At 63.4% G+C, this 17,864-nt stretch carries 20 protein-coding genes; 11 read left to right on the top strand and 9 right to left on the bottom strand.

Annotation, left to right across the window (positions count from 1 at the left end; genetic code table 11):
- Positions 1–83: 83 nt before the first annotated feature.
- Complete coding sequence (locus tag FJW07_RS04870) at positions 84–869, top strand: ThuA domain-containing protein (protein ID WP_140644992.1); 786 nt, start codon at positions 84–86, stop codon at positions 867–869.
- A gap of 102 nt (positions 870–971) precedes the next feature.
- Positions 972–2,030 (top strand): Gfo/Idh/MocA family oxidoreductase, encoded by a 1,059-nt coding sequence (locus FJW07_RS04865; protein ID WP_140854803.1) that lies wholly within the window; start codon positions 972–974, stop codon positions 2,028–2,030.
- Between the two features lie 213 nt (positions 2,031–2,243).
- On the opposite strand, the gene FJW07_RS04855 is transcribed toward FJW07_RS04865, so the two are convergent.
- The 3 genes from FJW07_RS04855 to FJW07_RS04845 form a co-directional block, all read right to left on the bottom strand.
- Positions 2,244–2,966, bottom strand: coding sequence for a 3-keto-5-aminohexanoate cleavage protein (locus tag FJW07_RS04855; RefSeq protein ID WP_140854802.1), 723 nt, complete (start codon positions 2,964–2,966; stop codon positions 2,244–2,246).
- Between the two features lie 165 nt (positions 2,967–3,131).
- On the bottom strand, positions 3,132–4,064 hold the full coding sequence (locus tag FJW07_RS04850; protein WP_140854801.1) for a dimethylarginine dimethylaminohydrolase family protein: 933 nt from the start codon (positions 4,062–4,064) through the stop codon (positions 3,132–3,134).
- Positions 4,065–4,099: 35 nt separating this feature from the next.
- Positions 4,100–5,692 (bottom strand): amidohydrolase, encoded by a 1,593-nt coding sequence (locus tag FJW07_RS04845; protein ID WP_181182565.1) that lies wholly within the window; start codon positions 5,690–5,692, stop codon positions 4,100–4,102.
- Between the two features lie 82 nt (positions 5,693–5,774).
- On the opposite strand from FJW07_RS04845, the gene FJW07_RS04840 reads away from it, so the two are divergent.
- The 5 genes from FJW07_RS04840 to FJW07_RS04820 all read left to right on the top strand — a co-directional run bounded on the left by FJW07_RS04840 (position 5,775) and on the right by FJW07_RS04820 (position 10,790).
- A complete protein-coding gene (locus tag FJW07_RS04840; RefSeq protein WP_140854797.1) occupies positions 5,775–6,662 on the top strand; it encodes a LysR substrate-binding domain-containing protein in 888 nt (295 codons plus the stop codon).
- Between the two features lie 167 nt (positions 6,663–6,829).
- Positions 6,830–7,924, top strand: a complete 1,095-nt coding sequence (locus FJW07_RS04835) for an ABC transporter ATP-binding protein (RefSeq protein ID WP_140854795.1) — start codon at positions 6,830–6,832, stop codon at positions 7,922–7,924.
- Positions 7,925–8,007: 83 nt separating this feature from the next.
- The gene (locus tag FJW07_RS04830; RefSeq protein WP_140855163.1) at positions 8,008–9,123 is read left to right on the top strand and encodes an ABC transporter substrate-binding protein; all 1,116 of its coding nucleotides are present in this window, start codon (positions 8,008–8,010) and stop codon (positions 9,121–9,123) included.
- A 22-nt stretch (positions 9,124–9,145) separates the two neighbouring features.
- On the top strand, positions 9,146–9,979 hold the full coding sequence (locus FJW07_RS04825) for an ABC transporter permease (RefSeq protein WP_140854793.1): 834 nt from the start codon (positions 9,146–9,148) through the stop codon (positions 9,977–9,979).
- A 4-nt stretch (positions 9,980–9,983) separates the two neighbouring features.
- A complete protein-coding gene (locus FJW07_RS04820) occupies positions 9,984–10,790 on the top strand; it encodes an ABC transporter permease (RefSeq protein ID WP_140651913.1) in 807 nt (268 codons plus the stop codon).
- A gap of 9 nt (positions 10,791–10,799) precedes the next feature.
- On the opposite strand, the gene FJW07_RS04815 is transcribed toward FJW07_RS04820, so the two are convergent.
- From FJW07_RS04815 to FJW07_RS04805, 3 genes are all read right to left on the bottom strand, one after another.
- Positions 10,800–11,588, bottom strand: a complete 789-nt coding sequence (locus tag FJW07_RS04815) for a fumarylacetoacetate hydrolase family protein (protein WP_140854791.1) — start codon at positions 11,586–11,588, stop codon at positions 10,800–10,802.
- A 460-nt stretch (positions 11,589–12,048) separates the two neighbouring features.
- On the bottom strand, positions 12,049–12,591 hold the full coding sequence (locus FJW07_RS04810) for a cytochrome b (RefSeq protein ID WP_140785147.1): 543 nt from the start codon (positions 12,589–12,591) through the stop codon (positions 12,049–12,051).
- 209 nt (positions 12,592–12,800) lie between these two features.
- The gene (locus FJW07_RS04805; protein ID WP_040988334.1) at positions 12,801–13,160 is read right to left on the bottom strand and encodes a metalloregulator ArsR/SmtB family transcription factor; all 360 of its coding nucleotides are present in this window, start codon (positions 13,158–13,160) and stop codon (positions 12,801–12,803) included.
- Positions 13,161–13,589: 429 nt separating this feature from the next.
- On the opposite strand from FJW07_RS04805, the gene FJW07_RS04800 reads away from it, so the two are divergent.
- Together FJW07_RS04800 and FJW07_RS04795 are read left to right on the top strand one after the other, a co-directional pair.
- A complete protein-coding gene (locus tag FJW07_RS04800; protein ID WP_140645003.1) occupies positions 13,590–13,784 on the top strand; it encodes a hypothetical protein in 195 nt (64 codons plus the stop codon).
- A gap of 104 nt (positions 13,785–13,888) precedes the next feature.
- Positions 13,889–14,134: a DUF982 domain-containing protein gene (locus tag FJW07_RS04795; RefSeq protein WP_140645004.1), complete on the top strand. Its 246-nt coding sequence runs from the start codon at positions 13,889–13,891 to the stop codon at positions 14,132–14,134.
- 148 nt (positions 14,135–14,282) lie between these two features.
- Here FJW07_RS04795 and FJW07_RS31590 read toward each other — a convergent pair whose 3' ends face one another.
- On the bottom strand, positions 14,283–14,447 hold the full coding sequence (locus FJW07_RS31590; RefSeq protein ID WP_181182564.1) for a hypothetical protein: 165 nt from the start codon (positions 14,445–14,447) through the stop codon (positions 14,283–14,285).
- A gap of 279 nt (positions 14,448–14,726) precedes the next feature.
- Between FJW07_RS31590 and FJW07_RS04790 the strand changes: the two genes are divergently transcribed.
- Positions 14,727–14,969 carry a DUF982 domain-containing protein gene (locus FJW07_RS04790; RefSeq protein WP_095816412.1) on the top strand — a complete coding sequence of 81 codons (243 nt, stop codon included), beginning with the start codon at positions 14,727–14,729 and terminating at the stop codon, positions 14,967–14,969.
- A gap of 303 nt (positions 14,970–15,272) precedes the next feature.
- Here the strand turns inward: FJW07_RS04790 and FJW07_RS04785 are convergent, their stop codons facing one another.
- A complete protein-coding gene (locus tag FJW07_RS04785) occupies positions 15,273–16,247 on the bottom strand; it encodes a glycosyltransferase (RefSeq protein WP_140854789.1) in 975 nt (324 codons plus the stop codon).
- Between the two features lie 3 nt (positions 16,248–16,250).
- Positions 16,251–16,724, bottom strand: a complete 474-nt coding sequence (locus FJW07_RS32250; protein ID WP_281405324.1) for a CatB-related O-acetyltransferase — start codon at positions 16,722–16,724, stop codon at positions 16,251–16,253.
- A 291-nt stretch (positions 16,725–17,015) separates the two neighbouring features.
- On the opposite strand from FJW07_RS32250, the gene FJW07_RS04775 reads away from it, so the two are divergent.
- Entirely contained in the window at positions 17,016–17,801 is a 786-nt protein-coding gene (locus FJW07_RS04775) for a hypothetical protein (RefSeq protein WP_140645006.1), read from the top strand.
- Positions 17,802–17,864 lie beyond the last annotated feature (63 nt).

Below are 17,864 nucleotides of genomic sequence, written 5' to 3'. Positions count from 1 at the left end.
CGAAGGTCGAAAACCGCTTTCAATACCGGGCGAAGGCGCTATCTATGGCGCGGGGCGGCTCCCAATCACACACGAGGCTATCCATGACAATTCGCGCTGTCGTCTGGGGCGAGAACATCCATGAGCGGACCAATGAGGTGGTCGCCGGCATCTATCCGGAAGGCATGCACGCGACCATCGCCAAGGCGCTGAATGCGGACAAGGCGATCTCCGCCTCGACGGCGACGCTGGAGCAGCCCGAGCACGGCCTGCCGGAATCCCGCCTCGCCGAAACGGACGTGCTCGTCTGGTGGGGCCACAAGGACCATGGCGCGGTGACCGACGAGGTGGTCGAGCGCGTCGCAAAACGCGTCTGGGAAGGCATGGGACTGATCGTGCTCCATTCCGGCCATTTCTCGAAGATCTTCAAGCGGCTGATGGGCACGCCCTGCACGCTGAAATGGCGCGAGGCCGGCGAACGCGAGCGGCTTTGGGTGACGAGCCCCAGCCATCCGATCGCCGACGGCGTCGGCGAATTCTTCGAGCTCGAAAACGAGGAAATGTATGGCGAGCAGTTCGCCGTGCCGGAGCCGCTGGAAACCGTCTTCATCTCCTGGTTCCAGGGCGGCGAGGTGTTCCGCTCGGGCCTGACCTACCGGCGCGGCGCCGGCAATGTCTTCTACTTCCGCCCCGGACACGAAACCTACCCGACCTATCACGATGCGACGGTCCAGAAAGTGCTGCGCAACGCGGTGAAGTGGGCGCACAACCCGCAGGGATCGAAGCCCGCCATTCTCGATGCGCCGAACGTGCCGGTGGAGAAGGCGCTGGAGCCGATCGAGGAGCGCGGGCCCAAGCTGCACGCGCATGGCGAGGCCGGCTTCCGCTAAAAAAGCACTTCCCTGCTTCGCTTGGGATTGCGCCGATACAGCGCCTGGGTCACATTCGCCCCACATGATTGAATCGAACCAAATCGCTCGGAGGAGCAGAAAATGCGGCTTTTGATACTCGGTACCGGCTGGATGGCGCAGGAACATGCCCGCCGATTCGGCGCCATCGAGGGCGTGGAATTGGCGGCAGCCGTCGATGTCGATGAAAAGCGCGTCGGCGAGTACGCAGACGGCTTCAAGATTCCGAAGCGCTTCACCTCGCTGGAGGCGGCGCTCGACTGGGGCGATTTCGACGCGGTCGCCAATGTCACGCCGGACCGCATCCACCACCCGACCACCCTGGCGCTGGTCGCCGCCGGCAAGCCGGTGCTGTGCGAAAAGCCGCTGGCCGAAAATTTCGGCAGGGCGAGCGAAATGGCCGATGCCGCGGAAGCCGCCGGCATCGTCAACATGGTCAACCTCACCTATCGCAACGTGGCCGCGCTGCAGAAGGCGCGCCGGATGGTGCAGGCCGGCGAGATCGGCACGGTGCGCCATGTCGAAGCCTCCTACCTGCAGAGTTGGCTGGTGTCGAAATTCTGGGGCGACTGGCGCACCGATCCGAAATGGCTATGGCGGCTGTCGCGCGGCCACGGCTCCAACGGCGTGCTCGGCGATGTCGGCATCCACATCCTCGATTTCGCCAGCTATGGCGCGGCGCTCGATATCGACCATGTGTTCTGCCGGCTGCGCGCCTTCGACAAGGCGCCGGGCAACCGCATCGGCGAGTACCAGCTCGACGCCAATGACAGTTTCGCCATGACGCTCGATTTCTCCAATGGCGCCTTCGGCGTGGTGCATGCCAGCCGCTGGGCCACCGGCCACATCAACGAACTGCGCCTGCGCATCCATGGCGACAAAGGCGCCATCGAGGTGGTGCACAATCTCGAGGGCTCGGCTCTGAAGGCGTGTGTCGGCAGCAATGTCGAGAACGCCAAATGGGAGGAGCTCGATGCCGGCACGGTGCCGACCAACTACCAGCGCTTCGTCGAGGCGGTGAAGAGCAGCGTGCAGACCGAACCCACCTTCCGGCACGCGGCGGGCCTGCAGAAGGTGCTCGACCTTGCCGTGGTGTCGGATGAGAAACGGGCGGAGTTGAGAGCCAAGGCGGATACGCAGTGAAGGTTTCGCGATGCAGGGAAGCGCTGCGCTCTACGGCGCCCCCCTCTGTCCTGCCGGACATCTCCCCCACAAGGGGGGAGATTGGCAGCTTCGCGGCTGCGCTTCTTTAGACGCCAACAATAGGCGAAAGCCGGCGCGACATCGATCTCCCCCCATGTGGGGGAGATGGCCGGCAGGCCAGAGGGGGGCGCTGTCCCGCCAGCCTAGCATGTTTTATCGAGACCGATAAATCCCGACCGCCGCAGCCACCAGCGCGGCATTGCCGTCCGCCACGCTGGCGTCCGGCAATTCCTTGCCGTCCTCCAGCCCGACCCGGGTCGACAACTTCCGCGCGGCCGCCCTTTCGACGAAGGGCCAAACCGTAGCGTTCTCGCCATGCAGCAGGATCGAGCGGCGGATGCCGGCGCGTTGCAGCACCTTCTCGATGCCGTCGGCCACCGCAAAGGCCTCGTCCAGCGTCTGCTCGGAAATCTCGATCAGCACGCGCAGCACCCGGCCGCCATGATCGAGGCCGGCCAGTCGTTCGGCGTCGGCGACGGACGCCAGGCCCGCCTCGATGCCGATGCCGCGCTGGCGCAGGCTTTCCATGACCACAGGTGCCGCCGTCTCGCTGAGATTGACCGAGGCATAGTCGGGCAGTTCGCGCCAGCCGGAGATGGCGACAAGCCTGCGCAGGTCGTCCTTCTCGATCCAGGCGCCGGTGGAGACGCCGATCAGCGTGCCCGGGCAGCCGCGGCGGAGTGCCGCGACCGTCCTGTCCATCGCTTCCGGCGCCAGGCTCTCTCGCCCGTCGGCGCCACGTGCGTGGACGTGCAGCTCGGCCGCGCCCGCAGCAATCGACGCGGCGGCGTCGCGCGCCATCGCTTCGGGGTCGAGCGGCAAGGCGGGGTGGAAATCGGCGGGTCGAGCGCCGTTGATGCAGGCCTGAACGATCATCCTTGCGGCAATCCTGTTTCGGTTGGCTGAAGCCTAGCCCAGGATCGGAGTGGCCGGAACCGGAACGATGCAATCTCCTGACAGGCCGCGCGATCAATATCCCCCCGGCCTGCGACCAGAGGGATAGACATTCATCGCGGGCGATCGCCGAACTTCGAAAGCCCCCTAGGCCGGCACGCGCTTCAGCGCCTGCGCCATGCAGTGAATGCCGCCGCCGGTCTTGGAAATCTCGCTCATGTCGACGGCCGCGACCTCGAAGCCTTGAGCTTTCAGCTTCTCGATCAGCGTCTTGCTGGAGGTCGGGGCGATCACCCTGTCCTTGCCGAGCGACATGAAGTTGCAGCCGAGCGCCATCGTGTCCTGGAAGGGCACGTCGATGATCTCGTGGCCCTTGCCCTTCAGCCAGTCGACGGTGCCGGGCTCGGTGCAGGCAAGGCAGACGGCGGTGAGCTTTTCGGCGATCGGCACCACCATCAGGTCGATATGGACGTAATATTCGTCGATGAAGGCGAGACGCGTCTCCCAGCCTTCCTTCTCGAACCAGTCCTGTACCTGGCGCGCGCCCTCTTCCTGCGTGCGGGCGCCGCCGCAGCCGATCAGCACCACGCCCTCCTCGATGACGTTGAAGTCGCCCCCCTCGAAGGTGCCGGCCGTCACCATGTCGTAGATCGGGATGCCGAGTTTTTCATAGGTGCGGATGGCGGCATAGTTCTCGCCGCGCCGCCACCAGTTGGCCATGGCGGTGATGAAGGCGCCGTAAGGCGTCATGACGCTGGAGTCGCGCGAATAGACCTGCATCGGCAGTTCCGGCGTCGGCTCGTGCCAGTGGATGTTGACGCCGAAATGCTCATAGGCCGCGACGAGGTCCTTGTGCTGCGCCTGCGCGATCTGGACGTTGCAGGGGGCCTCGCGCAGATATTTTCTCGACAGCGAACTGGTCGACAGGTGGCGCAGGAAATTGGGCGAGCCGAGCAGGACGTCAGTCAGCACGTCGGTCTCATTGGCGAAGCCCCACGCGGTCAGCGGCTTGGTGCCGCCATTGGGGTTGCGGCGCTGCAGCGAGAACGGCTCGGCGACGATGCGGTCATGGACAGTCATGGAGTTCTCCTCGAGCTGGTGTCGTTGTTGGTCAGTCATGCGGTGGAAGCGGCCGGGATCCACCAGCCGCACCCGCGCGGCGTGGTGACATATTCCGGCCAGCGGAAATGGATGGGCGGTTCGTAGTCGCAAAGCGGCGCGATCCAGTTCGAGCCGCCGACGCCACCGCTGGTTCGCTTGACGAATTCGTCCATGGCGGCTTCGCGCGCGGCCTTGTCTTCCAGCAGGCGCAGCGCCGTCAGCGCGACCGTCTTGGCGGCGCAGGTCACCATCGGATCGATGGTGGCGGAAATACCGCCCAGCGCATTCATAACCCAGGAGGGATAGGCGTGGCCGTTTGCCGAGCGCAGCGCCGGACGGGCGACATAGAAGCGCGAGGTCGGCGCGTGCCAGCTCATGTCGGTGTAGTCGTCCGAGGTGGAGTTCATCTGCGACGGCGGCAGGTCGCGGCGCAGGATCGCCTCGGCCTCCCGCGGCGAAATCAGCCGCTCCAGCTCGTCGATGAACGGGTTCTCGGTCGCCTCGCCGCCGGCGTTGACCTGGACCACGCGGGCGATGACCCTCGCCGCCTCGTCCCAGCGCGGCGCGCCGACGGTCGAGAGTGACTGATAGGTGATGTCGGCCATGGCGTGGTTGGCCAGTCCTGGGCGCGACTTCGATACCCAGTGGCGCTCGTAGCGGCAGCCGCTCATCTTCGCCGCCGCTTCCGCGTTGCGGTCGAGCACGGCGGTCACCTGCTCGGCCATGGCAATGGTCGGCACGCGGATCATGTACTGGATTTCGGCCAGCCCCGCCGGCAGATTGTCGGCCGTCGCCTGCCCTGCCGTCAGGATCGCCTCGCTGATCGACCAGCCGCCCTGATGCGTCAGCATGGAATCGCGCAGCGCCTTGGAGACCATGTACATCATCATCAGCGCATCGTTGGCGCCGGGCGCCCGGACCGCCGAATGCGCCTGCGGGATCGGTGCGCCGTCGCTGGCGCGAACCCAATTTTCCGGTTGGTCGCAGACAAAGCGATAGATCATCGAATAGGCGGCGCCGCAATGCGTGTCCCAGCGCGCGGTGTTGCAGAGCGGCAGCATGTAGAAGGGATGGAAGGAGATCATGCCGGCGAGGCCGTCATAATAGCCTTTTGCCGCATGGATCGGCTTCGAGCCCCTCACCTTCTCGGCCGGCTCGCCGGTGAAACGCAGCGTGCCCTTGATGCCATGCTCCAGCATCGCCGCCTTGGTAGCCAGAAGCCCGCCGAGGCTGCCGATGCCGAGGCCCGAATGTGGATCGGTGTGCCCGCCGGCCTCGACGCCCAGGCCCGGCCGCGCGCGTTGGACCGTCGCGGCATCCTGGCAGTTGCCGGGCACTGCGTCATATTCGCCATACATGCCGATCGTCGGCCCATCGCCATTCGTCCAATGGGCGCAGAAGGCCGTCGGCATGCCGCCCGAGCCTTCCTCGACCGAAAAGCCTTCGCGCTTCAGCCGATCGACATACCAGGCGGCCGATTGATACTCGCGCCAGGCGGTCTCGCCGAAATCGAAGATGGTGCGCGTCCATGCCGACAGCAGCGGCTGGATGCTGTCGATGCAGGCGAGCGCGGTTTCTTGCGCCGAAGTCGTCACCGGTTTGTCCATGGCTCAAAGAAAGCAGTGAAGCGGCTCATCAAAAAGTGATATGTTTTCCCGGCTCGTGCAAATTCGGTTCACCTGAGGCCTCTTGCGAATACCTTCCACGCAGGCGCTGCGCGCCCTCGACAGCTTCGCCCGTCACGGCAGCGTTTGGCGCGCCGCCGACGAGCTTCACCTCACCCGAAGTGCTGTCTCGCATCAGTTGCGACTGCTCGAGCGCGATCTCGGCTTCGATCTCTTGCAGCGCATCGGCAAGGGCGTGGCGCTGACGCCGCGCGGTCAGCGCTATGCTGCCGATGTCCGGAAGGCGCTGACCGTGCTCGGCGACGCGGGAACGCAAAACAGCGGCGCCGGCGTCGGCGGCTCCTTTGGCATCTCGTGTCCGCCGGGCTTCGCCTCGATGTTCCTGTGCACGCATATCGGCGAATTCCAGCAGATGTATCCGGACGTGGCGCTCTCCGTGCTGACGCCGCGGCGGCTCGACGAAGTCTCCAACCCGAAGGCCGACGCCTTCATCGCCTTCGGCGTCGGCAACTGGCCGAACCGGGCGGTGGAACTGCTTTGCGAAGTCCACTTCACGCCGCTGTGCAGCCCAACCCTGCTCAACAAGATCGGCGGCTTTTCCAAACCCGCCGACGTGCTGCGCGCCAATCTCCTGCATCTTTCCGACACTGAGGACTGGGCACGCTGGCTGGCGCTGTCCAAGGTGGAAAATCCCGATACCGAAGGCGGCATCTTCTTTTCCGACATGAACCTCGTCTTCTCGGCGGCGGTCGCCGGCCAGGGGATCGCCATGGGCGACGAACTGACTGGACGCCGGGCGTTGAGCGAGGGCCGGCTGGTCAAGCCGTTCGAGGCGTCGGTCCCCTCGCCCCGTTCGTATTACCTGGTGTACGAGCATGCGAAGGCCGGGCATCCGGTGCTGAATGCGTTCAGCGACTGGCTAAGGGCGAAGTTGTTGGAGAACAGGCTTTAGATTGAGCGGGGCGATGGAGAGCCAATCTCCCCGTGGGGGAGATTGGCAGTTCCAGCGCCACTCCCTCTCAGACGTGAATCGAATTTGCCGATCAGGCGAAAACTATTCGGTTGCGGTGAGCCGCAGCCATGCCTACGATTTCATTGGGAACTGAGGAAAGAGCCAGGATGCAGCAACCCGGCCGGGCCGCGGAGATCAAGGCGAACGGGATCGGCAAGAGCTTCGGCTCGTTCCGAGCGCTGGACAATCTGTCGCTGGATATCGGCCGCGGCGAGTTCCTGACGCTGCTTGGACCTTCAGGTTCCGGCAAGACCACCTTCCTGATGATCCTCGCCGGCTTCGTGCAGCCGAGCGAAGGCAAGCTTTTCAGCGACGGCGTGGACATAACCAGCCGGCCGGCCGAACAGCGCGCCGCCGGCATGGTCTTCCAGGGCTACGCTTTGTTCCCGCATATGAGCGTGGAGCAGAACATCGCCTTCCCGCTCAAGGTGCGCAAGAAATCCGCCTCGGAAATCAAGCAACGTGTCGGCGAGATGGTCGAGCGTGTCGGCCTCAAGGGCCATGAGAAGAAACTGCCGGCCCAGCTTTCCGGCGGCCAGCAGCAGCGCGTGGCGCTGGCCCGCGCGCTGGTGTTCGAGCCGGGCGTGCTGCTCCTCGACGAGCCGTTCTCGGCGCTCGACAAGAGCCTGCGCGGCCAGATGCAGGCCGAGATGAAGCGGCTGCACCAGGAAACCGGCACCACCTTCGTCTTCGTCACCCACGACCAGAGCGAGGCACTGGCGCTGTCGTCGCGCGTCGCCATCTTCAACCACGGCAAGCTCTTGCAGGTCGGCAGGCCGGACGAGGTCTACGACCGGCCGGCCAACCGCTTCGTCGCCGAGTTCCTGGGCGAGATCAACATGCTGCCGGTGAAGGGCGTGCGCCCCGCCGGCAGTGGCGCGACCGGGCTCTGCGAGGACCGCGCCGTCAACATGCGCTGCAAGGCCGAGACGATAAAGGGCGACGCCATCCTCGCCATCCGACCCGAGGACATGTCGATCGCGCCGGAAGCATCGGTCAACGAGAACGGCATCGCGGCGACCGCTGTCGCCTCGACTTATCTCGGTGCCGCGACCAAGCTAGACCTCACCACGCGCCAAGGCGCCAAGGTCACCGTCTCGGTGCCGAACGAGGTCGCGGCCGCGGCCTTGAGCAAAGGCAATTCCGTCTGGCTGACCTGGCCGGCGGAAAAAGGTTTCCTCCTTCCGGATGGAGGACAATAGAGCGCGCCGCCGCGGCCTGAAATCGCCGCATCGGCTTCCGGTTCAAATCAACGACAACAAGGGGAACTGACATGAACGACGATATGAACAACAAGACTCGGAAACAGGCAATCGAATCCCTCGCCGAGCGGACCAAGCGCGGCGAGATCTCGCGCCGGCAATTCGCGCAGCTCGCGGGCCTCGCGCTCGCCGGTACGCCGATGCTTTTGCGCTCGACCGGTGCTTTCGCCGACACCAAAGGGCTGGTGCTGGTGAACTGGGGCGGCGACGCCATCACGGCTTACGACGCAGCCTATGGCCAGGCCTTCACCAAGGACACCGGCATCCCGGTCAAGATGGACGGCTCCGGCCCGACCGAGGGCGCGATCGCCGCGCAGTACAAGAGCGGCGCGCCGACCTGGGACCTGGTCGACGTCGATCCGTTCTCGGCCATCACGCTCGGCGGCCAGGGCATGCTCGAGCCGATCGACTACAAGGTCGTCGACAAGAGCAAGATGCGGCCGGGCTTCGGCTGGGAATATGCGGCGTCGACCTACTTCTTCTCCTATGTGATCGCCTATGACTCGCAGAAGTTCGGCTCCAACGCGCCGACCGGCATGGCCGACTTCTTCGACGTAAAGAAGTTCCCCGGCAAGCGCTCGCTCTACAAATGGGGCGTGTCGAGCTGGGAAGCGGCCCTTCTGGCCGACGGCATCGCGCCGGCCTCGCTCTATCCGCTCGACCTGAAGCGCGCGCATGACAAGATCGCCGCCTTCAAGGAAAACGTCGTCTCCTACTGGGGTGGCGGCGCCGAAAGCCAGAGCGTTCTGCTCAACGGCGAGGCCTCGATGGCGATCGTGTGGTCGACCCGCGCCTCGCTGATCGAGCAGGATTCGGGCGGCCAGATCAAGTTCATCTGGGACCAGGGCCTGATTTCGCCCGGCGCGCTCGCGGTGCTGAAGAACAACCCCGGCGGCAAGGACGCGGCGATGAAGTTCATCGCCAGCGCGCAGGATCCGCAAAAGCAGCTCGTCATGTTCGACAAGCTCGGCCAAGGCCCGGCGAACCCGGCGGCCGACGCGCTGATTCCGGCCGACAAGAAGCGCATTAACCCCGTCGATCCGGAAAACATGAAGAAGCAGATTCCGCTCGACATGGAGTGGTACGCCAAGAATTACGGCGCCGCACTCGACGAATACACCAAGATCATCTCGGCCTGATCGGGCCGAGATTTTCCAACCGATGAGAGGCACCCTCTCCGACAGGATGGGCGCGGCGCTGCTGATGGCGCCGCTGCTCCTGTTCCTTATCCTTGCCTATGCCTGGCCGTTCCTCGGCGTGGTGAAGTGGAGTTTTACGCTTCCAACGCCAGGGCTGGAGCAATACCACGCCCTGCTTACCGATGACCTCGTGCAGTCGGTGTTCATCCGCACGCTGCGCATCGCGGCGATCGTCACCGTCGTCTCGGTCGCCGCCGCCTATGCGATCACCGTTGTCTGGGTGCGCGGCAGCCCGACGCAGCGCGTGCTTGCCGAATTCTGCATCCTGGTGCCGTTCTGGATCTCGGTGCTGACGCGCGCCTTCGGCTGGGTGGCGCTGCTCTCCAACCGCGGCCTGATCAACACCTGGCTGCAATCGATCGGCTTCATCTCGGAGCCGCTGACCCTGGTGCGCAACGAGTTCGGCGTCATCGTCGGCATGTCGCATTTCCTGATCCCCTTCGCGGTGTTCCCGCTGGCGTCCGCCATGCGCAGCCTGGACGAACGCGTGCTGCTCGCGGCGCGCGGCCTGGGCTCCAGCCGCATGCGCACTTTCTGGACGGTGTTCGTGCCGATGACGCGCTCCGGCATCATCGGCTCGGCGCTGATCACCTTCGTCTTTTCGCTGGGCTTCTTCGTCACGCCGGCAATCCTCGGCGGCGGCCGCAGCGTGATGATCGCGGAGCTGATCTATCTGCGCATCTTCCAGAGCCCGGACTGGGGGCTTGGCGCGGCGATCAGCGTCGTTCTGGTGGTGTTCGTCGGCGCGCTGATGGCGCTTCTGTTCCGCTACGTCAAACCGAAGCAACTGGTGTAGCGCGATGCCGACTTATCGCCCCGGCCCCGTCTCGCTCATCCTCGCCGTGCTGGTGGCGCTGTTCCTGCTTATGCCGCTGCTTGCCGTCATCCCGGTGTCGCTGACGCCGAGCCGCATGCTGACCATGCCGACCGGTGAATTGTCGCTGCGCCATTACCGCTCGCTGATCGAGGATCCGCGCTGGCTGGAATCGATCCTGCTCTCGCTCAGGATCGGCGTCGTCAGCAGCATCCTTTCCACCGCGCTTGCCCTCACCTTCAGCCTCGGCGTGTGGATGTTCCAGCCGCGCTTCACCGCCGCCCTTGTCGGCTTCGTGCTGTTGCCGATGGTGGTGCCGCCGGTGGTCTCGGCCGTGACGCTCTATTTCCTGCTCACCTCGGTCTCCGGCCTCACCTCCTTCTTCGGCTACGATACCTGGCTGGGTGTGGCCATGGCGCATTCGGTGATGACGGTGCCTTTCGCCACGGTGCTAATCCTGGTGTCGCTCAGCCAGCTCGACCGCCGTATCGACCTTGCCGCACGCGGCCTTGGCGCCAGCGTTTGGGAACGCGCGACGCGCGTCATCATGCCCAACATCAAGTTCGGCATCGTCACCGCGGCGCTGCTCTCCTTCGTGCTCTCCTGGGAGGAGATCGGCGTGACGCTGTTCATCACCTCGGTGAACGCCATCACCCTGCCGCGGCTGATGTGGATGGGCCTGCGCGACAACATCGATCCGGCGATCGCGGCGCTTTCGGTGATCCTGATCATCATCACCGTACTGGTGCTCGCCGTGCGCAGCGTCGTCACAAGGCAGCGAACCGCACGCTAAACGGCCCGATCAGACAAACCTGACCGAGACACGGCCGAACCTGCCCAAATCGCCGGTGACTTCATCGCCGGGCTCGACTTCTATCGGCTTGACGCAGGTGCCGGTTATCACCACCTGCCCCGGCTCGAGCGCTATGCCCAGGCCCGACAATTCGTTGACGATCCATTGAAGGGCAATCCGGGGGTCACCCAGCACGGCCGCCCCCGATCCGTCATGGCGCGACTTCCCGGCGACGAACCCGACCACCGGGTGCTTTGCCAGATCCACATCGCGCCAATCGTCCTCCACGGCCTCGCCGATGACGAACAGATTGGCGCAGGCATTGTCCGCGATGAGCTGCGCCGCGCCGACCGCGCAGAAATCGTCGTATCGCGAGTCCGGTATTTCGATCGCCGGGTGCAGGGTCGCCACGGCATCCATCACCTCGGCGATCTCATAGGGCTCGGCGCGCGGCTGCATCTCGCGGCCGAAGCGAAAGGCGAATTCGATCTCGGTCACGCGCATCCTGCTCGTCGCCAGCGAAACGGCTCCGCCGACATCGACCGCCTTCTCGGCCAGCAGGCGCCCCGCCATCGGACCGTCGACGTTGATATGCCTTTGCCCGGCCAAGCTGGTGGCGGCTATTTTCCAGCCGAAAAGCGGAGCCGCCGAGCGGTCCATCACATGGGATTGGACGGCATAGCCTTCCGAGCGCGTTTGCGGCCGCACCGTCTCGGGTATCGCATCGAGACGGGTGCCATTGTCCCAGTGGGCCACCAACAGGCGCGAAGCGGCCTTGGCTTTTTGCGTATCGAACATCGACAGCACCGAAGATCAAAAAATGCCACGCCGCCCGGCGCTTCGCGGATCAGGAGCCCGGCTGGGACCATTGCGCAATGTGAACCAGGCGAGACGATAGGCGACGGGGTATCGAGAGTCCACATTGCCAGTCGGGAGCTTCCCGACGACACCAAGCCGGTGATCGCCCTTGGTGAGCGCGGCAAGGCACGGGACCGCAAAACGAAAGAGGCCCGCCGGGAGCGGCGGGCCTCTTACGGAGCCGAAGTGGAAGCTCGGCGCCGTCATGATCCGGGGGTGTGGATCGACTCGAAATTTAGCCAACAGCGCCCGGCCCGGCGACTTACAAATCTGTAATCTTCGGCCCGGCAGGATCAGGCGACACCAACAAAAAGAGGCACGTTATCATAGTCTTGCGAGCGTCCGCGATCGCGCCGTCACGGCGCCTTCAATCAAAAGTGATGGAGCGGAAACCGGCTGACTACCGATTCCGCGGCAACATTCTGGTCAGCACCGTGTCCCGGCGAATGAAGTGGTGATAAAGCGCAGCCATGGCGTGCAAGCCGGCCATGATCAATATGCCGTTCGCGCAGAGCGAATGAAGCTCGCGAATAGTGCGTGCGGTCGCCCTGTCCGGGGCGAAGGGTGCGGGAATCGTAAACAGGCCGAAGAAGCTCAACGCGTCGCCCCGGAACCAGGTCAACAGAATCCCGAGGACGGGGATGGCGATGAGCAGGGCATAGAGAATGAAATGCCCGATCTTCGCCGCTGCCTGCTCGGCAGCGGGCATTTCCGACGGAAGGCCAGGCGCGCCCCTAAGGCCGCGCAGCACCACCCGCCAGAACACGAGCGCGGCCAGGAGAAGGCCGAACGAAATGTGCAACCGCCAGAAGAATGCGACCGCAGGATCCCCGCGAGAATAAAAAGCGTCACCATAGGTCAGGGCGTAGAGCAGGACGACGAGCGCGAATAGTGTCCAGTGAAGGAACTTCTGGGTGGACGTGTAGGTCATGGCGAGGGCCATTCCGAAGGGCTCCTTTTGACAGGTCTTCCCGTTTCGGACGCTTTGCCGGCAGACTTGTGGCCGCTAAATTAAGAATTCGTAAGACTACAACAAACCGGCAAAACGCAAACCAGCGCTTTGCCTGTCGCATTGCCGTCTATTCTCGTCCACGCCATCGAGGCGCCGCACCGGACGAAGGCCCCCCGGCCTCGTCCGTGCGTGCAGGCAGTTCAGGCGGCCTGCGGCCGCCGCATCCTCTCGACAAAGGCCTGCCTTGCCGGTCCGGCAAGCGGCTTGTCCATGGCCAGCAGGCCATCGAGCAGCGCCAGGAGTTCGCGCGCTGCCGAAGACTTGCAGGAGTAATAGACCATCTGACGATCGCGGCGGGTTTCGACCAGGCCAAACCTGCGCAGTTTGGCCAGGTGTTGCGACAGCGCCGATTGGCTGAGTTCGACTTTGTCAGCGAGCACGCCGACAGAGAGTTCGCCCTCGGCCAGGTAGTTCATGATGAGCAGACGCTTCTCGTTGCCCATCACCGCGAGAAAGGCTGCCGCGCTTTCTGCGTTGGCGGTAAGTTTCTTGGTGACCATCGATTTCCCCGTGGTTCATGCTCTTCCGAAGGCCATGGGGGCGATGGCTTCAGAGTTCCAGAGCGTTGGTGAGCATGCCCCGATTTGGACACGGGACCTGCCCTGCTTCTTTTCAACCAGAACCCCTTCGTAACCCGGTTGCCACCACGTCGGGGTTGTTGGTCTCGGACAGAACGCGCGGTGCTTTTCTGGGCGCAAGTCAATGCAGACTCGGAAAAATTCCACGCTGCTAATGCGTATCAGCGAAGCGCTCATTCGGCAAGAATATAACGAGGCCGGCAAAGCAATGGCCAACCGCGGGCACGCAAGCACCGCAGCCGGCGTGACCGGTCGAAGAGACCTCGGCCACGATGTTGCCGCGACTCACTCCCAATCTCGAAGCGTGCTAATATTAGCCGGGCAAAGGGGACCGGGCTGTAGGAGGAAGCCATGTCCGTCGTACGCAACACATTCACCCCCGACGAGACGGCCATGCTCGGCCGTGTCTACGAAAACGGCAATGTCGAGGGCGAGACCGCCGAGCAGAAGGAGGCGCGCGCCTCGCGCATCCTCGCCAATTACATGGCGGGCATCACCGACGAGGCGGAACTGATGGAGCTTTCGCGAAGGCCGCTTGGACGGTGAGCAGCGCGTGCCGCACCGGTGAGACGGCTTCACGTTAAGTTGACGTTTCGCGGGGCAACTCTACGGTAAAATATCGTTCTCCGACATTTTTCGGGAGGTTGGCGATGATCCAAGGATGGTTTTCGAGGCCGGTCGAAGTCGCCGTCGGCGTTTCCGGCTCGATCCGCCACATATCCAACGCCGAGCAGGCTGTCGAACTGCTGACCGGCCAATGGCGCGATGCCGGCAGCGCGCCGCACGGCGCGGCGCTGCGCGCGTGCCGCCGGGCGATCCGCGGCGACGTCGCGGCGGACAATGCCAGGGAGGCCTTTGTTGTCGCCGCGCGCGAGGCGCATGTGCTGGTGGAATAGAGCGGACCGGCGTTCCACAAGCCCGCCTATCGATAGTAAAGCCACAAGAGCACCAGCACCGCGAACACCGCCGGAGAAAGCAGGATTCCGGCCCGAAAGATGCACATGGCCAGCTGAAGCGGAGTGAACATGCCTGGCGGCGTCGGGCCTATCGATCGCGCGACTTGACGGAAAACCGACGCGCCATTCCAAACGCGCGTAAACGATCAGTTTCAGCGCGGGCACGGCTCAGCCGCATTTCCTCGTAGAGTCCGAATGCGGTCGCCATCAAGGTGGCGACGGTCATGGTGGATGCGAGCACGGCGATAAGCATGAGAGGTCTTCCCGCGTTTTCATCAGCCTGCCGGATTCATTAGCGCCGTCCGCGAGGGCGCGGCAGTGACTTTGGTCACGCGATTTTTCAGCCGTCCGGATCGCGTATCCGCCGGCCCATGGACCCGTCCGGACGCTGCCAATCGTCGGTTTGAAATTCTTCGGAACCTAATGCGCGGTGATTGGTTAACGCGCGGGTCGGCAATCGCCCTCGGCCTGCATCGACGCCATCCGGCGTCGCTTGCTTGCCCAAAATACGATCATAAGAACGGAGGAAGTGATGAACGATGTCTGGTTTTCCGAACCGGTCGTGATCGATTTCCAGCCAAACGGCCAGCGCAAGGTATCAAGCTGTTTCGAAGCGATGGAATGCCTCGACCAACGCTGGCCGGGACAGGCGCGCGACGGCGCCTGGCGCTCGGCAAGCCGTGTCTGCCGCGATGCGCTCGACGGTCTGCGCAGCCCGGTGGAAGCCCGCAAGACACTGCGCAAGGCGGCCAAGGTCGCCGGCCTGCTGGCGTAGCCTCGATTTCCCATGGCGTCCTACCGGGGACGCCGCCAAGCCCGTCGCGGTTTCCCATTGCCGTGGCGGGCTTTTGTTTTCCATGAGGGCGAAGCGACGGCCGACGCATACTCCGGAACACGTTCAAGCACGCATCCCCTGGGGCACATGAAAACGACGGCCGCTGGGCTTCGGGGCCTGACGGGTTCAGGCCCTTCCATGTCGGCGAGTCGGATGCCGGGCTGCAACGCAAGCGCCGGCGCGTGGCAACCGGGTGGTTACTATCCACAGCGGCGGAGGCGAAACCAGGCTTGCGCGACCCGATCAGGCGAATCCGCCAAGCACTTCCGGAAACTGGACCGCCATCGCTCCTTCATCCGCCTGCCGGGCGTAGATCCGATGCATCTTCGTGCCGTCATACTTGGCCCGGCGGCGTTGCACGTCCTTGCCGAAAAGGCCCGCAACAGCATCGAAGCGGCGGACGAAGCGCTTCATCACCCCGCGCTCGAATGGTATGCGCTGCTCGAACGGCTTTTGCCAGGGCGTGTCCTTTGCCAGGTCGCGCCAGATGCCCAGCGCTTCGAGTTCGACCCCGACCTGATTGCCCCACGGCTTGCCGCCCGCGAAATGCCTGGCCCAGGCCTGCGAGAAGCGGAATTCCCTCGTTCCGAGCGATTGCAGATTCCAGTTTGGGTGCATCGTCTGCCATTTGCCCTCGAAGGCGACGTTCAGAGCATTTTGGTCATTCATCTTGCCATCAATGGCGGTCTTTCGCGTCCGCTCCAGCAGGGCCTTCTCCCGGACATCGTTCATATCGAAGACGACCACACCGGAATTGAAATAAGGCGCGCCGGGCGCCAGCTTGAGCTTTTGCCGGTATGAAGGCCTGAAATACATGTAGTCGTCATGCGCGGCGAGCAGCGGGGCGCGCAGCGGTTGCCCGACCAAGTCGCTGATGTCCCTGTTGAAGAGGACGTCGCAGTCTGTGTATGCGATGCGATCGTACAGCTCGAAAACCGGAAACTGGTCGGCGAAAAGCCGAACGTAAGCGGCAATGCTGTATGTTCCGAAGCGAAAGCCGAAATTCGTCATGAAGTCCGTGACATCGACCAGCTCGACCTTGCCTTTCAGCAGATGGCGGGCGACGTCTAGGTCCGGTTCGCTCGCACCGGTGTAGAGCAGAAAGCCGTCGACCGGTGTCGAGACATCGATTATCCGACGCGCCGCCAGGCAGGCATATGGAAAGTATTCGGCGTCCGTGGCCAGGAAGAAACACGATTTGGTCATTCGCCACCGCAACCCTTATTTCGCCGCGGTGCCTGCCACAAAATGCTTCTCGACGAAAGCCTCGATCGGGCCGGTGAGCGAGGCCGCCTCGCTCTTGATCTTGTCATCGTCCCAGCGCCACCATTGGATCGCCAGAAGCTTCGATATGGTCTCCTCCGGGAATCGATACCTGATCAGGGTGGCCGGAGACCCGCCGACGATCGCGTAGGGCGGCACTTTTTTGATGACGACGGCTCCGGCGCCGACAATCGCGCCATCGCCGATCTCCACTCCCGGCAGTATCATCGCGCCGTTGCCGATCCAGACATCATTGCCGACGGTGATGCCGGCCGGTTTGCCGCCATTAACGATCGGCTCGGGCTGCTTCAGCAATCGGCTGTAGATCGGGAATGATGTTGCGCTGTCGGTTGGATGCTGGCCAGAGCAAATGAAAAGCACTCGACCGGCAACCGAGCAGAAGGCTCCGACTTGCAGCGGAGCATCCTTCAAGGGGAACAGAACCTTTCGCCATGTCACGCCGTAGGTGTGACGGCCAACCGTTACATGCTCCGGCAACTTGGAGCGCATGTCCCTCAGCCATTTGGAAAGCGCCGACATTCAGATCTCTTCCCCAACGCTCATGCGACATAGCCCCGGACCGGCGGAACCATCAACCGGGAACTTTGGGCGGCGCAAGGGAGCGGCCCACCCGAAAGCGCACCGACATCAGGAAAGTTTTGAGTGGATTGCGGTAGCGCGTGTTGGTAGTGGGAGGTCCCCGGCACTTCTCCCATTGATCGAATGAACGACGTTTTTGGTTATATCGCTTATGGCGATAACGAGGTTTATCACTTTGGCGCATTGCTGAGCGCACTTAAGCTTTTGCACAATTGCCTAGGCGCCAGAATAATCGTTGCAACCGACAGGCCCGAGCTTTTTCGCGGATACCCCGTCGAGACGATTGCTATAACCGCCGAGCAGAAAGAGTTGATGTCTTTCGGCTGGCGTTATCATTTCGGCATCAAGGCCGCGTTCCTCATCGAAATCCTGAAGCAAGCCGACCGCCTGATCTTCATGGACTCGGACCATTACCCTTATGTCGATCCATCCAGAGGGTTCCGACAGATTTCGCCGACTCGTTCATTCATGCGTAAGTGCGAGGGCGAGCATCGGCTTTACCCGGTTCTTACAGGCAAAGGCGTCAAAATCGCAGACTATACCCTGACTGGGCACGAACCGATGTGGCAAAGTGGAATCCTTGGCATTCATCGAGCCAATGTCGGTGCATTGACCGAAGCCTATTCCGCGATGCTGGCAGTACGCGAATTGACCAATACAGACGCACCCGAACAGTTTTGCATCGGTGTCGCGCTTTCTCGAAAAGGCCTGGCTCTCAGCCGACACCACCTTCCGGTCAGCGACTACAACACTCGAGGCAAGAAGGCCTTCGCCAGCCCACGCGTGCTGCAGTTCTTCAAGATGTACGGCGACTATCCAATTGCCGAGCAAATTAGGAGAGCCGGTTGGTATCGCCTATGGCGATCCCCCGTAGACCTTTGGCGCCAGCGGCGGAGGTGGTCGTTTTAGTTTGCTGTCGTCAGATCGTCGCCGGTGCGCTGGCGATCCCGAGTTCGTATCAATGGGTGTCGA

This window comes from Mesorhizobium sp. B3-1-9 (genome assembly GCF_006439595.1).
Taxonomy (GTDB): Bacteria; Pseudomonadota; Alphaproteobacteria; order Rhizobiales; family Rhizobiaceae; genus Mesorhizobium.
Note: the sequence above shows the minus strand (reverse complement) of the source record. Positions and strands in the feature narration are given on the sequence as shown.